This window comes from Colwellia sp. TT2012, assembly GCF_001440345.1.
In the GTDB taxonomy this organism is placed as follows: domain Bacteria; phylum Pseudomonadota; class Gammaproteobacteria; order Enterobacterales; family Alteromonadaceae; genus Colwellia.
Genome location: NZ_LJYX01000017.1, coordinates 299029 through 322327, shown reverse-complemented (window position 1 = coordinate 322327; position 23299 = coordinate 299029). Strand labels below are relative to the sequence as shown.

Annotated in this window: 19 protein-coding genes and 6 tRNA genes; 13 read left to right on the top strand and 12 right to left on the bottom strand. The window is 39.4% G+C overall.

The window, feature by feature from the left end:
- Positions 1-18: 18 nt before the first annotated feature.
- From ASU03_RS11120 to ASU03_RS11105, 4 genes are all read right to left on the bottom strand, one after another.
- On the bottom strand, positions 19-210 hold the full coding sequence (locus tag ASU03_RS11120; RefSeq protein ID WP_057831872.1) for a hypothetical protein: 192 nt from the start codon (positions 208-210) through the stop codon (positions 19-21).
- Between the two features lie 46 nt (positions 211-256).
- Complete coding sequence (locus ASU03_RS11115; RefSeq protein ID WP_057831871.1) at positions 257-493, bottom strand: hypothetical protein; 237 nt, start codon at positions 491-493, stop codon at positions 257-259.
- A 75-nt stretch (positions 494-568) separates the two neighbouring features.
- Positions 569-1837, bottom strand: a complete 1269-nt coding sequence (locus ASU03_RS11110) for an MFS transporter (protein ID WP_057831870.1) — start codon at positions 1835-1837, stop codon at positions 569-571.
- 74 nt (positions 1838-1911) lie between these two features.
- A complete protein-coding gene (locus tag ASU03_RS11105) occupies positions 1912-2721 on the bottom strand; it encodes a ribonuclease H family protein (RefSeq protein ID WP_057831869.1) in 810 nt (269 codons plus the stop codon).
- Positions 2722-2954: 233 nt separating this feature from the next.
- Between ASU03_RS11105 and ylqF the strand changes: the two genes are divergently transcribed.
- Positions 2955-3887, top strand: a complete 933-nt coding sequence (gene ylqF, locus ASU03_RS11100) for a ribosome biogenesis GTPase YlqF (RefSeq protein ID WP_057831868.1) — start codon at positions 2955-2957, stop codon at positions 3885-3887.
- A gap of 206 nt (positions 3888-4093) precedes the next feature.
- Complete coding sequence (locus ASU03_RS11095) at positions 4094-4528, top strand: HIT domain-containing protein (RefSeq protein WP_057831867.1); 435 nt, start codon at positions 4094-4096, stop codon at positions 4526-4528.
- 172 nt (positions 4529-4700) lie between these two features.
- On the opposite strand, the gene megL is transcribed toward ASU03_RS11095, so the two are convergent.
- Positions 4701-5942: a methionine gamma-lyase gene (megL, locus tag ASU03_RS11090; RefSeq protein ID WP_057831866.1), complete on the bottom strand. Its 1242-nt coding sequence runs from the start codon at positions 5940-5942 to the stop codon at positions 4701-4703.
- Between the two features lie 417 nt (positions 5943-6359).
- Between megL and ASU03_RS11085 the strand changes: the two genes are divergently transcribed.
- Positions 6360-7973: a sigma 54-interacting transcriptional regulator gene (locus tag ASU03_RS11085; RefSeq protein WP_057831865.1), complete on the top strand. Its 1614-nt coding sequence runs from the start codon at positions 6360-6362 to the stop codon at positions 7971-7973.
- Positions 7974-8103: 130 nt separating this feature from the next.
- The gene (locus ASU03_RS11080) at positions 8104-9963 is read left to right on the top strand and encodes a protein kinase domain-containing protein (protein ID WP_057831864.1); all 1860 of its coding nucleotides are present in this window, start codon (positions 8104-8106) and stop codon (positions 9961-9963) included.
- Positions 9964-10579: 616 nt separating this feature from the next.
- On the opposite strand, the gene ASU03_RS11075 is transcribed toward ASU03_RS11080, so the two are convergent.
- The 6 genes from ASU03_RS11075 to ASU03_RS11050 form a co-directional block, all read right to left on the bottom strand.
- A tRNA-Met gene (locus tag ASU03_RS11075) sits at positions 10580-10656 on the bottom strand.
- 67 nt (positions 10657-10723) lie between these two features.
- A tRNA-Met gene (locus tag ASU03_RS11070) sits at positions 10724-10800 on the bottom strand.
- A gap of 90 nt (positions 10801-10890) precedes the next feature.
- A tRNA-Met gene (locus tag ASU03_RS11065) sits at positions 10891-10967 on the bottom strand.
- Between the two features lie 90 nt (positions 10968-11057).
- Positions 11058-11134, bottom strand: a tRNA-Met gene (locus ASU03_RS11060).
- Between the two features lie 90 nt (positions 11135-11224).
- A tRNA-Met gene (locus tag ASU03_RS11055) sits at positions 11225-11301 on the bottom strand.
- A gap of 90 nt (positions 11302-11391) precedes the next feature.
- Positions 11392-11468 (bottom strand) — tRNA-Met (locus ASU03_RS11050).
- A 301-nt stretch (positions 11469-11769) separates the two neighbouring features.
- Here ASU03_RS11050 and rlmKL point away from each other — a divergent pair.
- The 5 genes from rlmKL (at position 11770) to rmf (ending at position 18522) form a co-directional block, all read left to right on the top strand.
- Positions 11770-13920: a bifunctional 23S rRNA (guanine(2069)-N(7))-methyltransferase RlmK/23S rRNA (guanine(2445)-N(2))-methyltransferase RlmL gene (gene rlmKL, locus ASU03_RS11045; protein ID WP_057831863.1), complete on the top strand. Its 2151-nt coding sequence runs from the start codon at positions 11770-11772 to the stop codon at positions 13918-13920.
- 8 nt (positions 13921-13928) lie between these two features.
- Positions 13929-14192, top strand: coding sequence for a glutaredoxin family protein (locus ASU03_RS11040; protein ID WP_057831862.1), 264 nt, complete (start codon positions 13929-13931; stop codon positions 14190-14192).
- A gap of 46 nt (positions 14193-14238) precedes the next feature.
- Positions 14239-16161: an ATP-binding cassette ATPase Uup gene (gene uup, locus ASU03_RS11035; protein WP_057831861.1), complete on the top strand. Its 1923-nt coding sequence runs from the start codon at positions 14239-14241 to the stop codon at positions 16159-16161.
- 120 nt (positions 16162-16281) lie between these two features.
- Positions 16282-18111 (top strand): DUF3466 family protein, encoded by a 1830-nt coding sequence (locus ASU03_RS11030; protein ID WP_057831860.1) that lies wholly within the window; start codon positions 16282-16284, stop codon positions 18109-18111.
- A 237-nt stretch (positions 18112-18348) separates the two neighbouring features.
- A complete protein-coding gene (rmf, locus tag ASU03_RS11025; RefSeq protein WP_057180525.1) occupies positions 18349-18522 on the top strand; it encodes a ribosome modulation factor in 174 nt (57 codons plus the stop codon).
- Between the two features lie 155 nt (positions 18523-18677).
- On the opposite strand, the gene fabA is transcribed toward rmf, so the two are convergent.
- On the bottom strand, positions 18678-19193 hold the full coding sequence (gene fabA, locus ASU03_RS11020; RefSeq protein ID WP_057832249.1) for a bifunctional 3-hydroxydecanoyl-ACP dehydratase/trans-2-decenoyl-ACP isomerase: 516 nt from the start codon (positions 19191-19193) through the stop codon (positions 18678-18680).
- Between the two features lie 188 nt (positions 19194-19381).
- Here fabA and ASU03_RS11015 point away from each other — a divergent pair, with 188 nt between their 5' ends.
- The 4 genes from ASU03_RS11015 (at position 19382) to pgsA (ending at position 23216) form a co-directional block, all read left to right on the top strand.
- Positions 19382-19663: a hypothetical protein gene (locus ASU03_RS11015; protein WP_197411244.1), complete on the top strand. Its 282-nt coding sequence runs from the start codon at positions 19382-19384 to the stop codon at positions 19661-19663.
- 212 nt (positions 19664-19875) lie between these two features.
- Entirely contained in the window at positions 19876-20520 is a 645-nt protein-coding gene (gene uvrY / locus ASU03_RS11010) for a UvrY/SirA/GacA family response regulator transcription factor (protein ID WP_057831859.1), read from the top strand.
- A gap of 24 nt (positions 20521-20544) precedes the next feature.
- Positions 20545-22473 (top strand): excinuclease ABC subunit UvrC, encoded by a 1929-nt coding sequence (gene uvrC / locus ASU03_RS11005; protein WP_057831858.1) that lies wholly within the window; start codon positions 20545-20547, stop codon positions 22471-22473.
- A gap of 161 nt (positions 22474-22634) precedes the next feature.
- Positions 22635-23216, top strand: coding sequence for a CDP-diacylglycerol--glycerol-3-phosphate 3-phosphatidyltransferase (pgsA, locus tag ASU03_RS11000; RefSeq protein WP_057180462.1), 582 nt, complete (start codon positions 22635-22637; stop codon positions 23214-23216).
- Positions 23217-23299 lie beyond the last annotated feature (83 nt).

Genomic DNA, 23299 nt, shown 5'->3' with positions numbered 1-23299 from the left:
CTAGTTCAACATAGCTTGTTAGCTAAGGTACTGCTCATAGCCTGAAATGCCAAAATAACGAATAGATTTATGCTGTTTGATTTTTTTGGCAATCAACAAGTCACCATAATAAATTTTTACTACTTGTTTATCACCATTGCTGTTAGTTTCATAATCATGTTTACTGTTGAGTCTAAGGTTATCAAACTCAGTTTTCATAATAAGTTTCATCGTAAGTATTCACCTTAACAAGAGAAACAAAGAGTGATGCAGAGCGTTAAAGGTTATTGATATCCTTTTGCACCTGGTAGCCTTCGTCGGTTACTATTTTTTCAAGAATTTGTACTCGTTCATTAAGCGCTTGTATTTCTTTTTTTAACTCATCATTCTTGTCGTCAGTATTGTCATTGTGAGCAATGGTTTTGGCTTTGAATTCAAGATGTTTGTTATACATCTTATATAAAATACCAAAGACCACACAGACAATAACGACCACCATAGTTGTACCACTCATAATCACTTCCTTCTTTATTTATTATTGTTAATGGCTGACGTATTGCTCAGCCGTTATCTTTTTCATCTTAGCAAGTTAATGCTTTACTTGCTCTTGCGCCGATAGCGTTTGCTGATGTTTATGATAAAACGCTAGTACTGCAAAAAGTACCAGGATAAAAGGAATGCTAGTTATCACTACCCAATGCCAGCCGGCATTAAATAACACCCAGCCCGCTAATAGCGAAGCCGCCGCTTGAAAGCCAAATAAAATAAAGTCATTGGTTGCTTGTACCTTATGACGCTCGCTGGCGTGATAACTTTGTGGCAATAAAGAGGTACCAGTTAAAAATAAGAAATTCCACCCAATGCCGAGTAAAATTAGTGCCCACCAATAATGCATCACCTCCTGGCCTGACAATGCTATAAAGGCGACTATGGCATAAATTAATATACCGATAAACATAAGGCCTTTTAACTGCAGGTGTTTGATTAACCAAGGGGTAAACAATGACGGTAGGTACATGGCGGCAATATGGCTTTGAATAACCCATTTTGTCTCTTGTAAGCTGTGTTCTTGCATATGATGCATGCTTATAGGTGTGGCAGTCATTAAATAACTCATCAGGGCAAAGCCGATAGTCGCGGTACAAATGGCAATTAAAAAAATGGGTTGCTTGGTGATTACCTTTAACGGCCTGGCATCACCCACTATTTCATCTTCATTCACTGGCGGGTTTTTGAAGCCTATCATCATCAGCATTGCGCAAAGGATAAGGCTGGCCAGTAATAAAAAAGAGCCAGCATAACCATATGGAGAGCTTAATAAATCTTTACCAACTAATGCCACCTCAGGGCCTAAAAAGGCAGCGAAGACGCCGCTGAGCATTAATATCGATAATATTTTAGGCACATCGTCAGCATGTAAACTACTTTCAATCGCGGCAAAACGTAGCTGTTGAGTGAAGGCACCACCAACGCCAATTAATAAGCTAGCAAAACAAAACAGCTCAAACAGGGCGGTTATCGCAGCAAACATGGCAATAATTGCCGCCATTAAAGAGCAGCTTAAACCGGTATATACGGCAAACTTTCGACCTTTATTTTTAGCTAACATAGCCGCAGGAATAGAGCCTGCGGCAACACCGAGAATCATTAAGGTTAATGGCAGTGTCGCCAGCGAAGGATCGCTGGCCATTTTACTCGATAAAATACCACCAATAAAAACGATAATAGACGACGCTGACATCACTAAGGGTTGAGAGACAAATAACAACCAGATGTTTCTCGGTAGGGTAAATATTCGAGAAAGTATCAAGGCCGTTAACAACAAAAATGCGATAGTGATAAGGATATTCGTTGGCATGTTCTTATCCGTTTAATGTAGGTCCGTTCAATTTGAGTTCAGCTTAAGTTGATATTAGTTTAGTGTAAATCAGCCTAACCAGATTGCAGGGCAAGCAGGGCTTTTATGTCGATTGCTTCGCTATAACGAATCATCGTTTCTTGGTGTTGTTTTCTTGCTAATACCGCCATTCTATCGGCCAGTTCATTACCCTCTATATTGGCATGGGCTTTAACATGGCGAATAGTGATTTTAGTGTGCATGGTTTTATAGAGCGCATAACATTGTTGTACCAGCGCTAAATTTTTGACTTCTTCGCCTTTACCGCGAGTCCAGCCTTTTGCTTGCCAGCCTTTTGCCCACTTAGTGATACAGTCAATTGAATACTTTGAATCAGAGAGGATACAAATGCTTTGCTCTTTATCTTTATCAATAAAGTGCTGTGCTAATTGAAAGGAAGAAAGTAAGCCGTTTAATTCAGCAGTATTATTGGTGCCATTTTTTTCATACAAGCCATAATATAACGAGGTTACTTTACCTTGTTCATAAACGGCAATGCCGGTGCCTGATTTACCTGGATTAGGTGAGCAGGCACCATCACAATAAATTTCAACATCGCTGGGACCATTAGGGCTGATGGTCGCCGTTTTAGTGCTAGTACCTTTGCTGCTACTGGCTTTACGGCTAGAGTTAGGTGCTGTACTGGCAGTCCCCTTGTTATTTAAGGAGCGCTGCATTAACGCTTTGGTATAAGTTGCGGCAAATGCTTGCTCCGCGGCACTTTTCGATTCAAAGCCCATATATTGTGCATCTGAGCGACCAGCAGTATGTTGCTGTACTTCAGGCCAAGTAGTGAAAATGCCGGTTTTTGCACCTTTCCAGATAACGTAGAATTTTTTACTCATAGATTATTTGCTAATTTTTATAAAGGATAAAGACAATTAATGATTAGCATTATCAACAATATGTCAATGCTTAGCTACTAAAAAGTAGAGAGAAGTAGCAAAGGCGGCATCAGCGCCCGACAATATAAAGAGCGTTATGTAAATAGTTAACTTATAAATATTAGTTTCGCTAGCCAGCTAAGCTAAAAACTTGTTAAAATTAGCGCATTATTATTAGCTAAATTAGGATTTTCATGGCGATTAACTGGTTTCCAGGCCACATGCATAAAGCACAAAAAGAAATAAAAGAGATATTACCGCAAATAGATGTGGTGATTGAAGTGTGTGATGCGCGTTTACCCTTTAGTAGTGAAAACCCTATGATCACTGAGATCCGAGGTGATAAACCACTGATAAAGATCCTTAATAAAAGTGATTTAGCCGATCCGGCAATCACCAAAATTTGGTTAGATTATTTAGAATCTCAGCATAATGTAAAAGCGATTGCTTTAACCACGGAACAGCCGAGTGTAGCAAGAAACCTGATCAAATTAATTCGAAAAATGGTGCCGAATAAAGATCAAGAAGGTAAACAAATTAACGCCATGATAATGGGTATACCCAATGTTGGTAAATCCACATTACTCAATACCTTAGTAGGTAAAGCAAAAGCTAAAGTGGGTAATGAACCCGCAGTAACTAAAGGCCAGCAGCGTATTCGTCTTGAAGAAGGTTTATACCTTTTCGATACACCTGGCATGTTGTGGCCTAAAATTTACAATGAAAACTCTGGCTATCGTTTAGCGGTATCGGGTGCGGTGAAAGATACAGCCTTTGAACATGACGATATTGCCTACTTTGCCGCAGAGTACTTACTGAAGAATTATCCTCAACGGCTAATGGATCGCTATAAGCTTGACGAATTACCTGAGCATGAAGAAGACCTCATTGAAGCCATTGGCAGAATACGCGGTTGTGTTAAAAGTGGTGGTCGGGTGGATTTATATAAAGCGTCGGTCATTCTGATCAATGAAATTCGTGATAAAACCCTAGGGCCTATTTCTTTTGAGTTACCAGATATGGTAGTGGCAGAGAATCTGCACTTTGCCGAATTAGAAGAGAAACGCATTGCGGCGCGAGAAGCTAAAAAAACGGCGCGTGGTCGTGGTCGTAAAAACAAACGTTAATATTTTTATATGATGACTTAGTGTTAATGTTTGCACTATCTAGATAGAGTGATTGCAGGGAATACCGCTCTCATTGTTCACTCAATTAGAAGATAAACGCATTGCGTCACGCACACATAGAAGCTAAAAAAACGGCTTGTGGTCGTGGTGGTAAAAACAAACGTTAATATTTTTATTTATAATATTTTGATTCATAAGGTTTTGATATGAGCGAAGAGATACTTTTTACCCTACATCCACAGTTGGCAAAAGATGGTATTGAGTTGGCCGATTTTCCTTTGTCTAAGTTGCTACTGTGTAATGATAGTGCTTACCCCTGGTTTATTTTAGTGCCAAAAGTAGCTGATATCAGTGAAGTGTATCAACTAGATTGGCAACAGCAGCAACAATTACTCAATGAGTCGAGTTTGCTCAGTGAGTTACTTATGCAAGTATTTAGCGGCGATAAAATGAATGTGGCAGCGCTCGGTAATGTGGTTGAGCAACTGCATGTCCATCATGTGGTGCGCTTTAAAGACGATGCTCAATGGCCAAAACCTATTTGGGGGCAACAAGCATTAACGCCTTATACCGATGAAGAATTAACGGCATTAAAAGATAAGTTATTACCACAGTTAGCGGTGATTTTTGCGGAGAAGTAGTTTTACCGGTAAGTCACTTGATTAGATAAGTCATTCTTTTGAGCAGTAAATGTTATTTGTATTCATTAAAACCTCAATAGGCTCAGCGCCTATTGAGGTTTTTTATTAGCAGAAATTAGGTTAATCACTGATGACATCCATGTACTTAAAGCACAGATGTCATGAATGCCAGTTATGCAGCATTGGATGTTTTAGTGATAGGGGTAACATTATCGGCTTTACCTTTAGTCACCTGTGCTAAGGCTTGCGATAAATCGGCAATAAGATCGTCGACATGTTCTAAGCCAACTGAAATTCTGATCAAGCTATCGCTAATGCCAGCTTCTGCTCGCTCTTCTGGTGTGTAAGGTGAGTGGGTCATGGACGCTGGGTGTTGGATCAATGACTCTGCATCACCTAAACTCACCGCAATGGAGAAAAGCTCCATGGCATCAATAAAGGTTGTGCCACCGGTTAGGTCGGTATTTAATTCAAAAGCAATGACACCACCAGCGGCTTTCATTTGTTTACCAATGAACTTGTACCCGGAGTGGCTTTTAAGACCTGGGTAATAAACTTCTTTCACCATTGGGTGTTGTTCTAAAAACTCAGCGACGGTTTGAGCATTGCTGCAATGTCTATCCATGCGAATAGGTAATGTTTTCAGACCTCGGATGATCAACCAAGCATCATGAGGACTGATTGTTGCGCCTATATCTTTCAACGTGGTCATTTTGATTTCGTTAATCATCTCAAAACTAGCACAGACTATACCCGCAACAACATCGCCATGACCATTAAGGTATTTAGTGGCGCTATGGACAACAATATCGGCGCCAAATTTTGCTGGCTGCTGTAATACTGGGGTAAGGAAGGTGTTATCTACTATTGACAATAATTTATACTCTTTGGCAATGGCGCAGATTTTTTCTAAATCTAATACAACTAAGTTGGGGTTAATGGGCGTTTCAAGAAAGATCAACTTGGTATTTTCTTTAATGGCCGCTTTGATATTTTCCGGCTCAGTCATATCGACAAAAGTCACTTCAATGTTGAATTTTTTTAGCATATGACTCATTAAGGCAAAAGAACAACCATAAACCGCTTTCGATGAAATCATATGATCGCCAGCTTGCAAATTGGTCAATAAGGCAGCAGAAACTGCCGCCATACCTGTTGCGGTTGCAGCAGCATCTTCCATGCATTCCATGGCAGCAACACGTTGCTCTAATTGACGGGTGGTAGGGTTGCCTAAACGGGTGTAAATATAACCCTCGCTTTGACCCGAAAATCGATCGCCACCTTGCTTAGCATTATCAAAAATAAAGGTTGAAGTTTGATATAACGGCGTGGCAAGTGAGCCAAATTGTGTATCATCTATTCTGCCCGCATGAATGGCTTTAGTTTCTATATTGCTGCTCTTAAACTTGGTCATAGCTTCTCTTCCTAAATGAGGTGTAATTATTATTATTTTGTTTTGTTTTTTTGTCTGGTTTTATTCTCTTTCAAGGTGAGCAGGGCAAACACAGGTTTGCGAAGTAAGCGGAGTGAATGTTTCACCGTTATAACGCTAACCTAGTCTTGCTCAATGGCACCTAATACTCGTTTACTATTGCCATTAGCCTTGCAACTATACTGCCAACAAATAAAGTCCTTATTTTTCAATGAGATATATTCAGTGCAAGGATAAATAGGTTTTATTTGTAATATTATCATTACAAATAAACTTATTTTTAACGATAATTTTTGGAAATTATTGCTTCAGGCCTTTATTAATAAGGGAATTATGATTTGTACTATTTTTATTACTGTGTCATATTTATAGTACATTCTATTTGTTAACCTGTTTTTTATGCGTATTGTTATTGAATCAAGCGACAGGATTGGTATTTCACAAGAAATATTAGCGGTGTTCGCCCAACAAGCTTGGAATTTAAAAGCGGTAGAAATCACCAGTTGTTTTACCTATCTTTATCTTGAATATGATGAACTAAGTTTGACGCAAATTAAGCGTTGTTTAGCGCATGTTGCGGGAGTGATAAGTGTCGAGTTAATTAACTTGCTTCCTAGCGAGCAGCGAGCCAATCACTTACAAGCATTATTAGACAAGATGCCAGAGCCTATCATTGATGTTGATAGTCAGGGGCTTATTTTAGCGATGAATAAGGCCAGCCATAAACTTATGCCACCAGCCACGGGCGTTAAGCATGATTTTATGGCTACGGATTACTTAGGCAAACCTATTAACACCTATATAGAGCAAATTAGTAGCGCCATGCTGACGAATACCGCAACGAGCCAGGCCATTACTATTCAAGGAAAAGCCTACATTCTTGATATAAGCCCAGTGTTATCGAATTCCGCCACTGACTCGACAGCTAATAAAGGCAAAGAAGTCAACGGCTCGGTATTACTGCTGCGCTCTATGAATACCGTAGGACGACAAATATCTTTCATGCAAAGCCATCAAGAGCATAGTTTTGATAATATTATTGGTCAATCAAAAAGTATTCGTTTAATTAAGGCCCAAGGAGAGCGTTTTGCTGCTTTAGATTTACCGGTATTAATCAGTGGTGAAACAGGTACAGGCAAGGAATTAATTGCTCGGGCTTTACATCAGGCAAGTTCAAGAGCTAAAGCGCCTTTTTTAGCGATTAATTGTTCGGCCTTACCTGAACATTTATTAGAAAGTGAACTGTTTGGTTATGAAAGTGGTGCCTTTACGGGCGCACAAAAAGGCGGTAAACCAGGCTTAGTTGAGTTGGCGGAAGGCGGCTGTTTATTTTTAGATGAAATTGCTGAAATGTCACCCTATTTACAAGCTAAGCTATTACGTTTTTTACAAGATCTGACTTATCGTCGTGTGGGCGGTACTAAGGAGCTGATTGCCAATATTCGTATTATCAGTGCTACTCACCAAAATTTAGCCAAGTTAATTAGTCAAAAAACCTTTCGAGAAGATCTCTATTATCGGTTAAATGTACTCAGTATTGAACTGCCCCCGCTGCGAGAGCGTATTACTGATATGAGCCTATTAGCCAACTTATTTATTGACAATGCCGCCAAACAAGTCAGTCATAGTCAACAAACCAAGCGTGCTAAACCTAAACTTACCGCTTCGGCACTGGCCTTATTACAGAGCTTTGCTTGGCCAGGTAATATCAGGCAATTGCAAAATGTTTTATTTAGCGTGGTAGCCTTAAGTAATGGTGGTGATATTTGTGTTGAGGAATTGTTACCTGTACTCAAAAAACATGCAGGTCATAGTCATGCAGGTAATAGCGAACAAGGCGGTGAGCTAGCTATGGAAGATGTTAAAGATTGGTCAAGTGCACAAGCAGATTTTGAAGCTAAATTACTCGGGCATTTATACCCCTTATTTCCAACGACACGTAAACTAGCAGAGCGTTTAAAAGTATCACACAATAAAATTGCGATGAAGTTAAGGCAGCATGATATTCGATGATCGCTGAGCGAGCTTGATAAACGGTCAACCAATCAAGAGGTATCTGTACTTGTTATTTAGTAACGCCCCCCTTTAAGCAGATAAATTCTTGTAGTTAATAATAAGTAGTAAATATAAATGGCAAAAAAAAGTGACTAATAAAAAATTACAGCATTTCTACATTGCTCAAGAGCAATCCATTTACTTACTCAGCCATAAAGACGCGACTAAGTTAAAACAATGGGTGGAACTTTGTCAGCAGCAATTAAAAGAACTCGGCTTTGAGGACGTTGCTCTGTTAGGTAAAGGGGCGTATGGCTTTGTTTTTTCGGCTATTAAGCGTAAAGGCTCTGTTGAGCAAACACAGCCGGTTGTCTTTAAATTCTCGCGGATTAATTTGCCTCAACATGTGCAAGACCGTTTAGCTGAAGAAGCCGATATTCAAGGTCAACTTAAACACCCACAAATCCCTCATGTGATTGACTACCAAAAAATTAAACGCCAATCTATTTTGCAGATGACTCGGGCCCCAGGCATAGATTTAGAACAATTATCTTTACAAGTTGGCCCTTTATCGCCTGAGTTGGTGGTAAGTATTGCCTTACAATTGGCCGATATATTGCTGTATTTACGTGCAGAAAATAATCATAGGCAGCTAAAACCCATTGTTCATGGCGATATCAAGCCTTCTAACTTGGTTTATGATGAAAATACCGGCAAGGTACAACTCATTGATTGGGGCTCATCAGTGAGTGCACAACTTGATTGTCATCAGCAAAGTACTAGCACTAACGTGATGGAGCTGATGAGCAGTGATTTACAACATAGTAACGCCCGTTTAGGCGATGTCTATTTTATTGGGCCAGAGCAACTTAAGGGCGGATTATCTAGCCCTCGTTTTGATGAGCAAGGCTTAGCGGCAACCTTGTATGCTCTAGCGTCGGGGCAATCATGCCGATATGGTATCAAGGTAATACCGCCAAATGCCTTAGGTTTACCTAAGTTATTGGCGCAAGTGTTAACGGGTATGTTAAGTGACGATAAAAAACTGCGCAACCAAGCCGGGGATTACTTTTTTAATAACCTCAACTACCTCAAACAAGTTGTCTTGGCAGATACACCGACAAAAATTGCCGCCATTGCCCAGATACCTATTTGGGTAAAACCTCAAAGAGAGCACATTGATACGGTAGTGTATGGCTCGCGCAAGTCATTTTTACGAGAGCAAAGCGGTCATGGTAGTTTAGCGGGGATTGATGATGCTCAATTGGATAAATACTATAAAAATTACCTTATGGGTATGGGCGATAATGAAAAAGCTTTTATCGCGGCGTTAAGTCGGCTAGGTAATTTTCCTGTGGTTGGTGGCATTGCCATTCGTTGGGCCAAAGAGGGGGTTTACATTGACTCTAATTTAACCTTATTTGATGAAACACTGAAAGCTTCATTTACCAGTGCGGTAAACAATATTATTTATTTGGCGCAAGGTATATTTCGTATCGGGATCTTTAAAAGTTGTTTATTTAATGCCCGTAATACTTTGCATGTTGAGCGGCTGAGTGAAAGTCAGCCTTTTATTGCGGACAGTAGCCAAGAACTACCCTTTGAAGTAAGTGATGTTGCCGATGTTGATGATATAACCCGATTACACTCCTATTTTGAGGATGGTAAAGATCCCGATGAATACTTATATCTACCCGATGAGTTAATGACGGTTTTAGCCAAGTTGAACTTAATTCATCATACCGGTTGTATTATCTTTGAAATTCTGCCAAAACATTTAAAAATTCATAGTTATTTAATGCTGCTAAACCATGAAAAAGAAGCTGAATTTAAAGCCTGTTTGGCGAAAATTTTAACGTTATTACCTACTATCGATGGTCTTGGTATTTCGGGATTTATGAAATTACCCTATAAAGACACCCGGTTTTTTGAACATATTAGTAGTATGCCAGATAAATTTTATCCAAAAAATCCTAAGCTAAGCAGTAATACTAGTGAGCAACACTGATGTTGAAATACGGTGATCTGCCAGCATGGCTCCTTATCTGGTGATAAAACCGACATCGCAGATTGTGCGGCTTGGCATCAAGATAATTTATCTATTATCAAATTACCCCTATTCAGCAGAGCGGAACCCAGTTGAGCAAGTTGCATGTTATCAGGCATGGAATAGCTTTATACCGGAGGTGTTCAGAGTGATGGAATTATGATCTGTAGACTGGATGAAAATGGGACTTAATTAATGTAATTGGTATAACAGCCCGACGAGCTTATACTTGGAGTTTGATACTGAGGGAATTTGAATTGGTTGCGGGAGCCCTTATCTTATGAAGAGGGAACTAAAACCTGATTTTATACTTATCTCTTTAAAGAAACAAGTTGGTTGCGGGAGCCAGATTTGAGTAGAAAAAGACGACTTTCGGCTATTTACTTATGTTGATAGAGAATACAGCCCGACGTGCTTATGCTTGGAGTAAATACTAAGGATATATATATGAATTGGTTGCTGGAGCCCTTATCTTATGAAGAGGGAACTGACGACCTTCGGCTATTTACTTATGTTGATAGAGAATACAGCCCAACGAGCTTATGCTTGGAGTAAAATACTAAGGATATATATGAATTGGTTGCGGGAGCCAGATTTGAACTGACGACCTTCGGGTTATGAGCCCGACGAGCTACCAGGCTGCTCCATCCCGCGTCCGAATGAACTTCTTAAGATATTAAGAAGAAAGCCTCAAATTGTTTTAATTCTATCTGAAAAGAATTGGTTGCGGGAGCCAGATTTGAACTGACGACCTTCGGGTTATGAGCCCGACGAGCTACCAGGCTGCTCCATCCCGCGTCCGAATGACCTACGTTAAGTAGGAAGCCAAGTTGTTTTAATTCAAACTTAAGAATTTACTTTTTATACTTATCTCTTCAAAAGACAAGTTGGTTGCGGGAGCCAGATTTGAACTGACGACCTTCGGGTTATGAGCCCGACGAGCTACCAGGCTGCTCCATCCCGCGTCCGAATGACCTACGTTAAGTAGGAAGCCAAGTTGTTTTAATTCAAACTTAAGAATTTACTTTTTATACTTATCTCTTCAAAAGACAAGTTGGTTGCGGGAGCCAGATTTGAACTGACGACCTTCGGGTTATGAGCCCGACGAGCTACCAGGCTGCTCCATCCCGCGTCCGAATGACCTACGTTAAGTAGGAAGCCAAGTTGTTTTAATTCAAACTTAAGAATTTACTTTTTATACTTATCTCTTCAAAAGACAAGTTGGTTGCGGGAGCCAGATTTGAACTGACGACCTTCGGGTTATGAGCCCGACGAGCTACCAGGCTGCTCCATCCCGCGTCCGAATGACCTACGTTAAGTAGGAAGCCAAGTTGTTTTAATTCAAACTTAAGAATTTACTTTTTATACTTATCTCTTCAAAAGACAAGTTGGTTGCGGGAGCCAGATTTGAACTGACGACCTTCGGGTTATGAGCCCGACGAGCTACCAGGCTGCTCCATCCCGCGTCCGAATGGTTTAAGTATTACTATTGCTAGCGACACTTAAACAAGCCACAATATTTTACTTCTTATTGCGAGAAGTTTCTTTTAAAGAGGTTACTCCCTGAAAGCGAGGCGTATAGTAAGGATAGTGCATCGATAAAGCAAGCGCTTTTATTAAAATAATACTGTTCGGTTGAATGTTATGCGTTACGAGTAAAAAACAGGCGGTTTAGGCTGGTTAAGGTTAACTTTTGTTTATGTGCTTTGTGTTTGTGTATATAATCGCGCCCATAGTTTACTCTGCCGCTTACTCCGGAAATTCACCATGAAAGAATCCATGCACCAATTTTTAGCTTTAACCTCTCCAGGTATTGAAGTTTTACTGTTTGATGAAATAAAAAACCTCGGCGCCGATCGCGTTGTACAAAAACCGGAAGGGGTTTATTTTCAAGCTTCTTTAGCCTTAGGATATAAAATATCTCTTTGGACGCGCCTTGCTACCCGTATCATGCTTAAACTGGGAGACGGTGAAGCGAAAGATAAAGACGAATTATTCAAAGCGGCCAGTAGTATTAATTGGCCAGATATTTTTGACTCAACAACTACCTTTGCTATTGACTTTGTGGGTTACAGTGAAGAAATTCGAAATAGCCAGTTTGGCGGTTTAACGATTAAAGATGCGATAGTCGATCAATTTAGAGAGCAAGGTTTTGAGCGTCCAAATGTCGATAAAAAATCCCCACAAATTAGTTTCCAAGCTCGACTATTAAGAGACCACATTCACATATATCTTGATTTTTCTGGTCGAGGTTTATTCCAACGAGGCTATCGTGAACATAGTGGCGCGGCACCGTTAAAAGAAAACCTAGCTGCTGCCCTTATCATACGTTCGGGTTGGTTAGCTGATACCAGCAAGCCATTAGTTGACCCTATGTGTGGCTCAGGCACAATTCTAATTGAAGCAGTTTCAATGGCCGCTAAGCAAGCACCAGCACTTAATAGAGCGTCATGGGGCTTTGAATCTTGGTTAACCCATGATAATGACATCTGGGAAGAGCAATTAGCGCAAGCCATAGCAAGTTCGGAACAATCACTCTCTACGCTTAAAAGCGTTAAAGTATTTGGTATTGATATGGATTCACGGGTATTAAAAACGGCACAACAAAATGCCCGTAATGCGCATTTACAGCAGTATATTGAGTTCTCCTGTAAAAACACTAACGACATGAATAACACCTTTGGCGGGCCGGGTACGGTGTTATTTAACCCGCCTTATGGTGAACGTATTGGTGAATTACCTGAGCTAGTAGAAAACTTTGTTTTATTTGGTCAAAAACTTAAAGCGCAGTTTATGGATTGGCGTGTGGCAATATTAACGGCGAACATCGATTTACTCGCCATGTTGAAACTGTCGAGCTTTAAACGTTACAAATTTAAAAACGGCCCGTTAGATTGTCAATTAGCCTTATATAATGTTGATGAAAGGCAAATGGCCAAAGATGCGGTAAACCCGCAATCTGATTTTTCCGAGCAAGACAGCGCTTTTGCTAACCGCCTCAAGAAAAACCGTAAAAACTTAAAGGGCTGGTTAAAATCCGGTGACATTGAAGCCTATCGTATATATGACGGTGATATCCCTGAATATAATGTTGCTATCGATATTTATGGCGAGTATTTAGTGATACAAGAATATGCCGCGCCAAAAACTATTGAAGAACAAAAAGCCAAGAAACGTCTACAAGAAGTTATTTATTGGGCGCCTAAGGTCCTAGGTATTCCTACCGATAAAGTGGTATTGAAAACCCGATCTAAGCAAAAGGGCAGCAATCAATATCAACGCTTAGACAAATCGAAACAATCTCTTACTATTAATGAACATGGTGCCCAGTTTAAAATTAACTTATGGGATTACCTCGATACGGGTTTGTTTTTAGATCATCGAAAAACACGGCAAATTATCGCCAAAAAATCTCAAGGTAAGACATTGCTGAACTTATTTGCCTATACCGGCTCGGTTTCAGTACAAGCTGCTTTGCATGGTGCGTTATCCGTTACCACGGTTGATATGTCAAATACCTACCTTAACTGGGCACAAGATAATTTTGCCTTAAATAAGTTGAGCGGACATAAATATCAATTTATTCAAGCAGACTGTTTAGATTGGTTGAAAAAGAATACCAATAAATATGATGTGATTTTTATTGACCCACCAACATTCTCTAATTCAAAACGTATGGAAGATAGCTTTGATGTGCAACGAGATCATATCGCATTATTAACCGATGCACTGAAGTCACTCAATAGAGGAGGCGAAATATTTTTCACTAATAACAAGCGTAATTTCAAAATTGATTTTGATGCGTTAGATAAGCTGGGCTTAAGTGCAGAGGCGATGTCAGATGTTACTCGTGATAAAGATTTCGCCCGTAATAAACATATTCATAATAGCTGGTCTATTACTAGAAAAAAAACCTAGTAGCAATTATGAATAAATATAATTTATATGGCAGCGAAGGCTGTCATTTATGTGAGCAAGCTTTGGCTCTCTGTTTGGCGGTACTGCCGAGAGAGCAGCTAACAGAAATTGATATTATCGAACAAGATAGTGTTGCTCATGAAACGCAAACCCTGATCGAGTTGTATGGGGTACATATTCCCGTACTCGAAAAGCTAGCGCAAGACAGCAGTAAAAATATTAAGTTGTTTTGGCCTTTTACCCAAGCACAAGTTGAACAATTAAGCCTGTAGCAATTATTAGCAAGTTATTAGAACTTATTAAAAGTTAAGAAGAATTATGGAATTATTAAGAATAGCCAATGGTGAACTAGCCTTTGGCGAAGATAAAATATTAGATAAAGCAGAATTAAGTATACATACCGGTGAACGTATTTGTTTAGTGGGTCGCAATGGTGCGGGTAAGTCTACTTTAATGAAAGTATTAATGGGCTTTCAAAATCTAGATGATGGTCAAATATTAAAGTCTAGCACCATGCAAATGTCGATGTTGCAGCAAGATCCGCCAGAATCATCTGAAATCAGTGTCTTTGATTTTGTCGCTGAGGGGGTAAAAGAAAACGCCGAACTAATTCGCCGTTATCACGCCATAATTCACTTGATTGGTGAAGATCCAAGTGAAAAAAACCTTAACAAGCTAGCCAGGGTGCAAGACAGTCTTGAGCAAGCCAATGCTTGGCAAGATGAACAACGTATTGAGCAAGCCATGAGTACGTTATCGTTAGATCCAGATGCAAGAATTTGCGATTTATCGGGTGGTTGGTTACGTAAAGTTGCCTTGGCTAAAGCCTTAGTCATTAACCCCGATATTTTATTACTGGATGAACCTACCAACCACTTGGATATTGAAAGTGTATTATGGCTGGAGAAATTTTTAAAAGATTTCGGCGGCACTATCATCTTTATTAGCCATGACCGGGCGTTTATTCGTGGTTTATCTACCCGTATTTTAGATCTTGATCGCGGTAAATTGAAAAGCTACCCAGGTGATTATGATTTATATATCGAACAAAAGCAGCATGATTTACAAGTAGAAATGCAGCAAAACTCCTTATTTGATAAAAAATTAGCTGAAGAAGAAGTGTGGATTCGTCAAGGTGTTAAAGCAAGACGTACCCGTAATGAAGGTCGTGTTCGCTCCCTAGAAAAATTGCGAAAAGAACGTACCGATCGTCGTGATGTGCGTAACCAAAATACCATGAATATTACTCAAGGTGAGCGTTCAGGCAAGTTGGTCTTTGAAGCTGAAGACGTCACAGTCGCCTTTGGTGATAACGTTGTTATTGAAAACCTCAATCTACTTATTTCTCGTAATGATAGGTTAGCGTTTATAGGTGCCAACGGTACGGGTAAATCAACTTTGATTAAACTGATCATGGAAACTCAAGCGGCAACCAGTGGTAAAATGCGTTCGGGTGTTAATTTAGAAATCGCTTATTTTGATCAGCATAGAGAAGCTCTTGATTTAAACCTAACCGTGCAAGAAATTGTTGGCGAAGGTAAACAAGAGGTTATGGTAAACGGTAAATCTCGCCATGTATTGGGTTATTTACAAGACTTCTTATTTAGTCCTAAACGTGCTCGTACACCAGTTCGTGCCTTATCTGGTGGTGAGAAGAATAGACTATTACTTGCGCGCTTGTTTTTACGACCTAGTAATTTACTTATTCTCGATGAGCCGACCAATGATCTTGATATTGAAACACTAGAGCTACTTGAAGAAGTTGTTGCAAATTATGCTGGAACCGTTATTTTAGTGAGCCATGATCGTGATTTTGTTAATAACTGTGTCAATACCTGCCTTTATTTTGATGGTACCGGACAGGTAAATCAAATTGTGGGTGGTTATGATGATGTTGATAGTTATCTCGCTTTAAAAGAAGAACAACGCCAAAATATGGCCGATGGCGCGCAACAAAAAACAAAATCAGTAGATGATAAAAGTAAGCAAGAACAAAGTTCGTTGCAAGCCGCGGTTGCTAAGAAAAAACTATCCTTTAAAGATGCTCGTGAACTTGACGCCTTACCCGAAAAAATTGATGAGTTAGAAAAGTTAATTGATTCATTGCAAGCACAAGTGAATGATGCGGATTTTTTTAGTCAAGATGACGATATAACGAAAAAAGTTTTGAACCAGCTGAATGATTGTGAGTCCAACCTCGAGATTGTCTATGCCAGATGGCAAGAGCTTGATGATCAGTAACTTACAATAGGACATCAATTTACTTTAGGGCACGCCTTAAATTTTAGATTTTAACTCGCCTTAACTTAATATAAGTTAAGGCGAGTTAAATAGAACAACCAAAAAGAGTTAATAAGTAGTATGAAGCAATATTCAAAAAATATATTGGTGTTAGCGGTAGCAAGTGTTTTAAGTTTGAGTGCCCTTAGCAATAGCCAGGCAGCTATTTATGAAGTAGTTGAAGTTGATAAAAATGCTGAAGCATACACTGACGGTGGCAAGCTAAATATCAATGGAGAAATGGCTATTTCGGGGAGTAATTCTTATAACTTTCCGGTGCAGTTTGACTACTTAGATGATAATGATTTTAATGATATTGTTTATTTAGCACTTACCCGACATGATTATTACTTTGGTCTTGAAGTAATTGAAGATCTTGATGCCATGAAAGCAGGTGAACCAACGGCCAATGACCTAGCATGGGCTAAGATGTACCTGCAAGAAAGGAATACATCTACTACAAATCCAAATTTCGAATACCAATTTGTTGCCGATGCTGCCGCTATGATTAACCTAGATTCAGCAGATGAAAACATTTCGTCTATTGAAATATGTATATTTGATACCGGATTTGATGGTACTCCATGTGCGGATGTAGTCACACGCTCAACCGTCAATGTTATACAAGGTATTACCGACAGTGGCTTTATCTTTGGTACTGGGTCTGCGCCATATTTACCTATAGAAGGACCCGCCACGGAAAGTGACGGAACTTTTAAAACCCACTGGGTACGTGAACATGGTCAACGTGCTTTCTACATTGACACGACAGGCGAAATAATTGCCGTGGAACCCGATACCACAGAGTATGGTGGTGGTATTTCTGCTCTTTTTGATATGAATGATAATGGTATTGCAGTTGGTTATACTAGTTATAAGTTAAGTGATGCTCGGGTAGAATATATAAATGATACCAGTGGTGGTTGTGCCGACCCCAGTGTGTTAGCTATTATCCCTGAAGAAATTTGTATACAAAAAATTCAAAGTGGTATGTACTATATTCAGGCATTTAAGGCGACAATATCAGCTACAGGAAAGCCGGAAACAGAGCAGTTGGGCTTATTGATTACCCCGCATGCCGATGATGAGCGAGCCTTTTCTAGCCAAGCGTTGGCGATAAATAATCACGATATTGCCGTCGGTTATGCCCATGGTTGGGATGATAGCGATGTCGTAACGCCTGCATCAAATGAGCGTATGACTGGCTCCTATGCGGTACTGTATAAAGATGGCAAGGTGTTAGACTTTAATCAAAAGCATTACTATTTTACTTACGGTAATACTTATCCTTTTTCACGCGCCTATGATATTAACGATAACGGTTTAGTAGTTGGTTATACTCGCGACCCAGATACGTTTGTTAAAAAACTATTTTATGTTGATACTAATGTCGCAGAAAATGAAATGGAAATTATTATCCCAAAAGATTTCTTTACTACCTCAGTAAGTACAGCTTTTTCGGTAAATTCTGCCGGTGTTATCGTCGGTGAAGGGCAAATTGAAACTCATAATGACAGTTCGCAAAATCCGCGTCGAACAGCTGGTTTTATTTACGATACCGCCAGTGACTCGCCAGTGCTAATTGATGTCAATACTCTATTAGCATGTAACTCTAAGTATAACATTCTTAAAGCCAGTGACATTAATGATGCTGGCCAGATCTCAGCTACCGCTATAGTAAAATCTAAAAGTTATGATGCTAAGGGCGTAGCAATACTTGATGACAGCGGGAATCCGGTGATGATAGATGTCGCCCGAGCAGTTTTGCTTAACCCCATAGCGGGTGGTGAAGTTGAAGATTGTGGTTTATTTGAAGATAAAGTTGAAAGACAAGGCGCGAGTTTTGGAGGGATGGTGTTATTTTCACTGTTAGCCGTATTTGGACTTCGTCGGAGGAAGTTCAACAGCTAACGCCTACTAATTATGCTACCGCTAAGTACTGATCTTTAAGTATAAAAAAGCACTCTTTGAGTGCTTTTTTTATGCCGGACGTTTATTCATTTAATCCATTGTATTTTGATTTTTTTGAACTATGCTTAAAGAAGTTGTGCAATATCAGTGAGCGAATGATGTTTACTAGTAAGCAATTATTTATCGCCACTGCTATTGGTATTTCTATTAAGAAGAACCAAGGAGCGTGTATTTATGATGAAGCGGCAAAAACGCGATCGTCAAGATAGGGCACATACAAGAGGTTACCAAGCAGGTATATCTGGTCGTTCTAAGGAACATTGCCCGTACCAAAATGATGCAATAAAGTCACAATGGCTTGGTGGATGGCGAGAAGCCATAGAAGATAAACATCAAGGGCTGTTTAAATAAACAATTGCTTGTTTTATCAATAGCAGTTCAACTGAAATTGAAGTAAATGAATTGAATTGAAAAGTTAAAAAGCCCAGCAAGTTGCGGGGCTTTTTTTAATTTTAATGAGTGTTAAATTATAATTAATATATTACTAAAGCTAGCACTAGCTTGCTCTAAAATTTACTGGTATCAGTAAATAAACCTACTTTAAGATCTTTGGCGGTATAAATTTCACGACCGTCAACACTGACAGTACCGTTAGCAATACCCATGTAAAGTCTACGTTTAATCACGCGTGTGAAATCTATCCTAAAGGTAACTTTTTTATCGGTTGGTAGTATTTGACCGGTAAACTTCACTTCACCGACACCTAAAGCTCTGCCTTTACCTGGACCACCCCCCCAAGACAAGAAAAAGCCAACTAATTGCCACATAGCATCTAAACCTAAACAGCCAGGCATTACCGGATCACCTTTAAAATGGCAATCAAAAAACCATAAGTCTGGCGTTATATCTAATTCGGCTATTATATAGCCTTTACCGTTTTCACCACCTTCTTCAGAAATGGTAACAATGCGATCCATCATTAGCATATTGCCTGAAGGAAGTTTTGAGTTACCTTCCCCAAATAATTCTCCTGTTCCTGCCTTTACTAAATCTTCTTTACTGTATGAGTTTTGTTGTGGCATCGCCATAATAAGCTGAAATCCGATAATATATTTTAGGGAGCTACTTTAGCTTACACTTGTACACTAAACAACTGCGAACAGTTAAAAGAAAAAATTAATTTGTTAGGGTCAAATTAATTAGCTTCCTTGATTACACACTCGTTATGCGTGATTATAGGCTTCTATAGCTAGAGATAAATTGAAACGACATGAAAGAATCTGAGCAAGTGAGTGAACAACCTTTAAAGAAAGTTGCTATGAGTAATGCCGAAAAACAAAAACGTTACCGTGAGCGGCAAAAAGCCCGCGGTTTGCAGGAAATGCGCGGTTATATGTCACCCGAGGCAAAACATTGTTATGAGTTAATCAGTGAACAAACTAATTGGTCTGACAGTGTTATTTTGAGCAATGCCGTTCGATTAACCTATGCCGCTTATAAAAATGGCCAAATAGGCCTGTTAAATAGCTGGCTGAAAAATAATAAGCTCTAAAGCTCGCTAATTTTGTTATGCACCTAGTTGTTAGGCTATCGCGGCAAGTGGTTGGTAAGTGCATTAAAGTACATTTGATGCCTGATCAAGTTGTGCCTCAGTTTGAGCTGATAATAAATTTAATCACATAATTATTCGGTAATATTCAATTGAATAGTCAGCGTTTTCGCTATATTCTTGCTACTTCTCATCTTTAACTAAGGTTGTCTTGCGTGATAAATGTTTTATTGGTTGATGATCATCACCTTGTTCGTGTCGGTATTAGTAAAATTTTAGGCTGCGTTAAGGGATTAAGTGTTATCGGCGAATGTGAAACATGTGAAGATGCAATTAAGTTCTGTCGACAAAAAGAACCTGATGTATTACTCATGGATATGGATATGCCAGGTATGGGCGGTCTTGAAGCGACCAAAAAAATATTACGTTTTGCGCCCGATGTCAAAATTATAGTGTTAACTGCGCATACCGAAGACCCGTTCCCAAGTAAAGTGATGCAAATGGGTGCTGCCGGGTATTTAACAAAAGATGCTGGCCCTGATGAAATGGTTAATGCTATTCGTGCCGTTAATAGTGGCCAACGTTATTTACCTTCTGCTATTGCGCAAAAGATGGCGTTAAGCCAATTTAAATCGGTTGACGATAACCCTTTTAGTTCCTTATCCGATAGAGAGTTACAGATTATGATTATGATAACTCGTGGTGATAAAGTCCCAAATATTTCAGAACATCTGAATTTAAGTACTAAAACGATTAATAGCTATCGTTATCGAATGTTTGACAAGCTTGCTGTTAGCAATGATGTTGAGTTAACGCATTTAGCTATCCGCTATGGCATGATAAAAACAGAAAAGCTATAGATATCCTTAAGAAGCTTAAACTTAATGTCGCCAAAGAATACCGAAAAATTAGCCAGTAAACCACTAGGTCAAAACCCAGCAGCCTCAACTTTTGATAGTGAGGCTTTTTTGCGTGTAGTGACCGAACAAGCGGGTGTCTATCGAATGTATAATAGTCAGCAAGTGATTATTTATGTCGGTAAAGCCAAACAGCTTAAAAAGCGTCTAACAAGTTATTTTCGCAAAGATGTTGGCTCAGTTAAAACACAAGTATTAGTGCAGCAAATTGCCGCCATTGAAGTCACCGTTACCCATACCGAAGGTGAGGCGCTGATACTTGAAAATAACTATATCAAAAAGTATCAACCTAAATACAATATTTTATTACGGGATGATAAGTCATACCCTTATTTACTTATTACCGATCATAAGCACCCTAAGCTAGGCCTACACCGTGGTGGTAAAAAAGTAAAAGGTGAATATTTTGGCCCATTCCCGACGGTTGGCGCCGTTTGGGAAAGCTTACGCTTAATGCAAAAAATATTTCCTATTAGACAATGTGAAGATAGCTATTATCGAGCACGGTCAAGACCCTGTTTACAATACCAGTTAGGCCGCTGCTCAGCCCCCTGCGTTAATAAAATATCGGTTGATGATTATCAAGTGCAAGTGAATTTAGCCAAGCTTTTTCTACAGGGGAAAAGCTCTGCTGTGATTGAACAGTTAGTGACAAAAATGGAATTAGCCAGTAATGAGTTACACTTTGAGCTTGCAGCAAAATATCGCGATCAAATAGCAACATTACGTAAAGTTCAGCAACAACAACATGTCAGCGGTCATATCGCCGAGCTTGATGTTGTCGGCTTATATCGTGATAAATCACAAGTGTGCATACATTTACTCTTTATTAGACAACATAAAATATTAGGCAGTAAAAGCTATTTCCCTACAGTGCCAAATGAAAGTAGTGACAGTGACATATTACAGGCATTTATTGCTCAGCATTACTTAACAAATGATTCACAAAGTCATGGCAAAATCCAAGGTAATATTCCCAAAGAGATAGTCATCAAAGAATCAATTGAACAGGTAGCCGAGTTAGCAGCACTACTGAGTGAACAAGCAGAGTATGATGTTAAAATATCAACAAATACCCGCAGTGAACGAGCTCAATATTTAAAGTTAGCGAGTACTAATGCACAAACGGCCCTTGTTACTCAAACTAGTCATAAAGAGTCTATGCAAGCACGTTTTGTGGCGTTAAATGAAGTATTTGAGTTGGAAAATGGTATTCATCGTATTGAATGTTTTGATATTAGTCATACCATGGGCCAACAAACAGTAGCCTCAAATGTGGTCTTTAACCAAGATGGTCCACTCAAAACTGATTATCGCAGATATAATGTGCATGGCATCACACCTGGCGATGATTATGCTGCCATGGCCTTTGCTTTAAACAAGCGCTATGGCAAATTAAAAGCGAACCCGAGCAACCAGATCGAGCATAATGCTTTAGAAAAATTGCCTGATATTGTCTTTATTGATGGTGGAAAAGGCCAATTGGCTAAAGCCGAAGAGTTTTTTAGTCAGCTGGCATTAACTAGAACGCCACTACTTGTGGGTGTTGCGAAAGGGGAGTCACGTAAACCGGGCTTAGAAACCTTAATTTTGGCAGGTAGCCATCAGCTACTTTCCTTACCCGCGACATCACCCGCTTTACATCTGGTGCAACATATTCGCGATGAATCACACCGTTTTGCTATAACAGGGCACAGAGCAAAAAGGCAAAAGGTCAGTAAAAAGTCTCGTTTAGAGTCAATTGAAGGTATAGGCGCGAAAAAGCGGCAAAGCTTATTAAAATTTTTGGGTGGTTTACAAGAAGTCATACAAGCTGATGTTACCGCTTTAGCGAAAGTACCCGGCATAAGCCATGTATTAGCAGATAAAATCCATGATGCTTTACATGAAAAGTAATAAATCATAGCACCATATTTATTTCCCCCCTCGAAAAATCAAATGAGCTTTTGCTAAGTAAGCCTTTAACCCCTGCTTTTACCTTAACTTGTCATATTCAGCCGTAGCACTGCTATAGCAACTTGTGTAAACTAGAGAAAAATACTTGTAGTGAAAAGTAAATGTGGACAATACCTAACCAAATAACCTTATTTCGGATCATATTGATCCCTATTTTCTTGATAATTTTCTATTTACCACTTTCGTGGAGCCACTTTGGCGCATTTGCTGTTTTTTGGTTAGCTGCGGTTAGTGACATCTTAGATGGCTATCTTGCTCGTAAGCTCAACCAATCTTCTGCGTTTGGCGCATTTTTAGACCCAGTAGCCGATAAACTAATGGTCGTTGTTGCCTTGGTGATGATTGCTCAAGACTACAGCTCATGGCTGGTTTCTGTTGCGGCGATTATTATGATAGCGCGAGAAGTCTTTATTAGCGCCTTGCGTGAGTTTATGTCTTCTATAGGAAAGCGTGATGTTATTGCCGTCTCTAATATGGGTAAATATAAAACTGCCGCGCAAATGCTTGGTATTATGGGGCTCATTTGGCAACCTGATTATGATATTCCGTTAATATTATTTTCCTTGCCTCATGAAGTCATTAATTACCTTTCTTATGGTTTTTATTTTATTGCTACCGTGCTAACGGTTACTACCTGGGTAAGTTACTTTAAAGCAGCTTGGCCTGAGTTAAAGCAGCAATAAACTTTTTTCAAAGACTCGTTTATAACTAAGGGGACGATTAATAAGCCATTTAGTTAAAAATGGAACAAACAACTCGCTTTTTA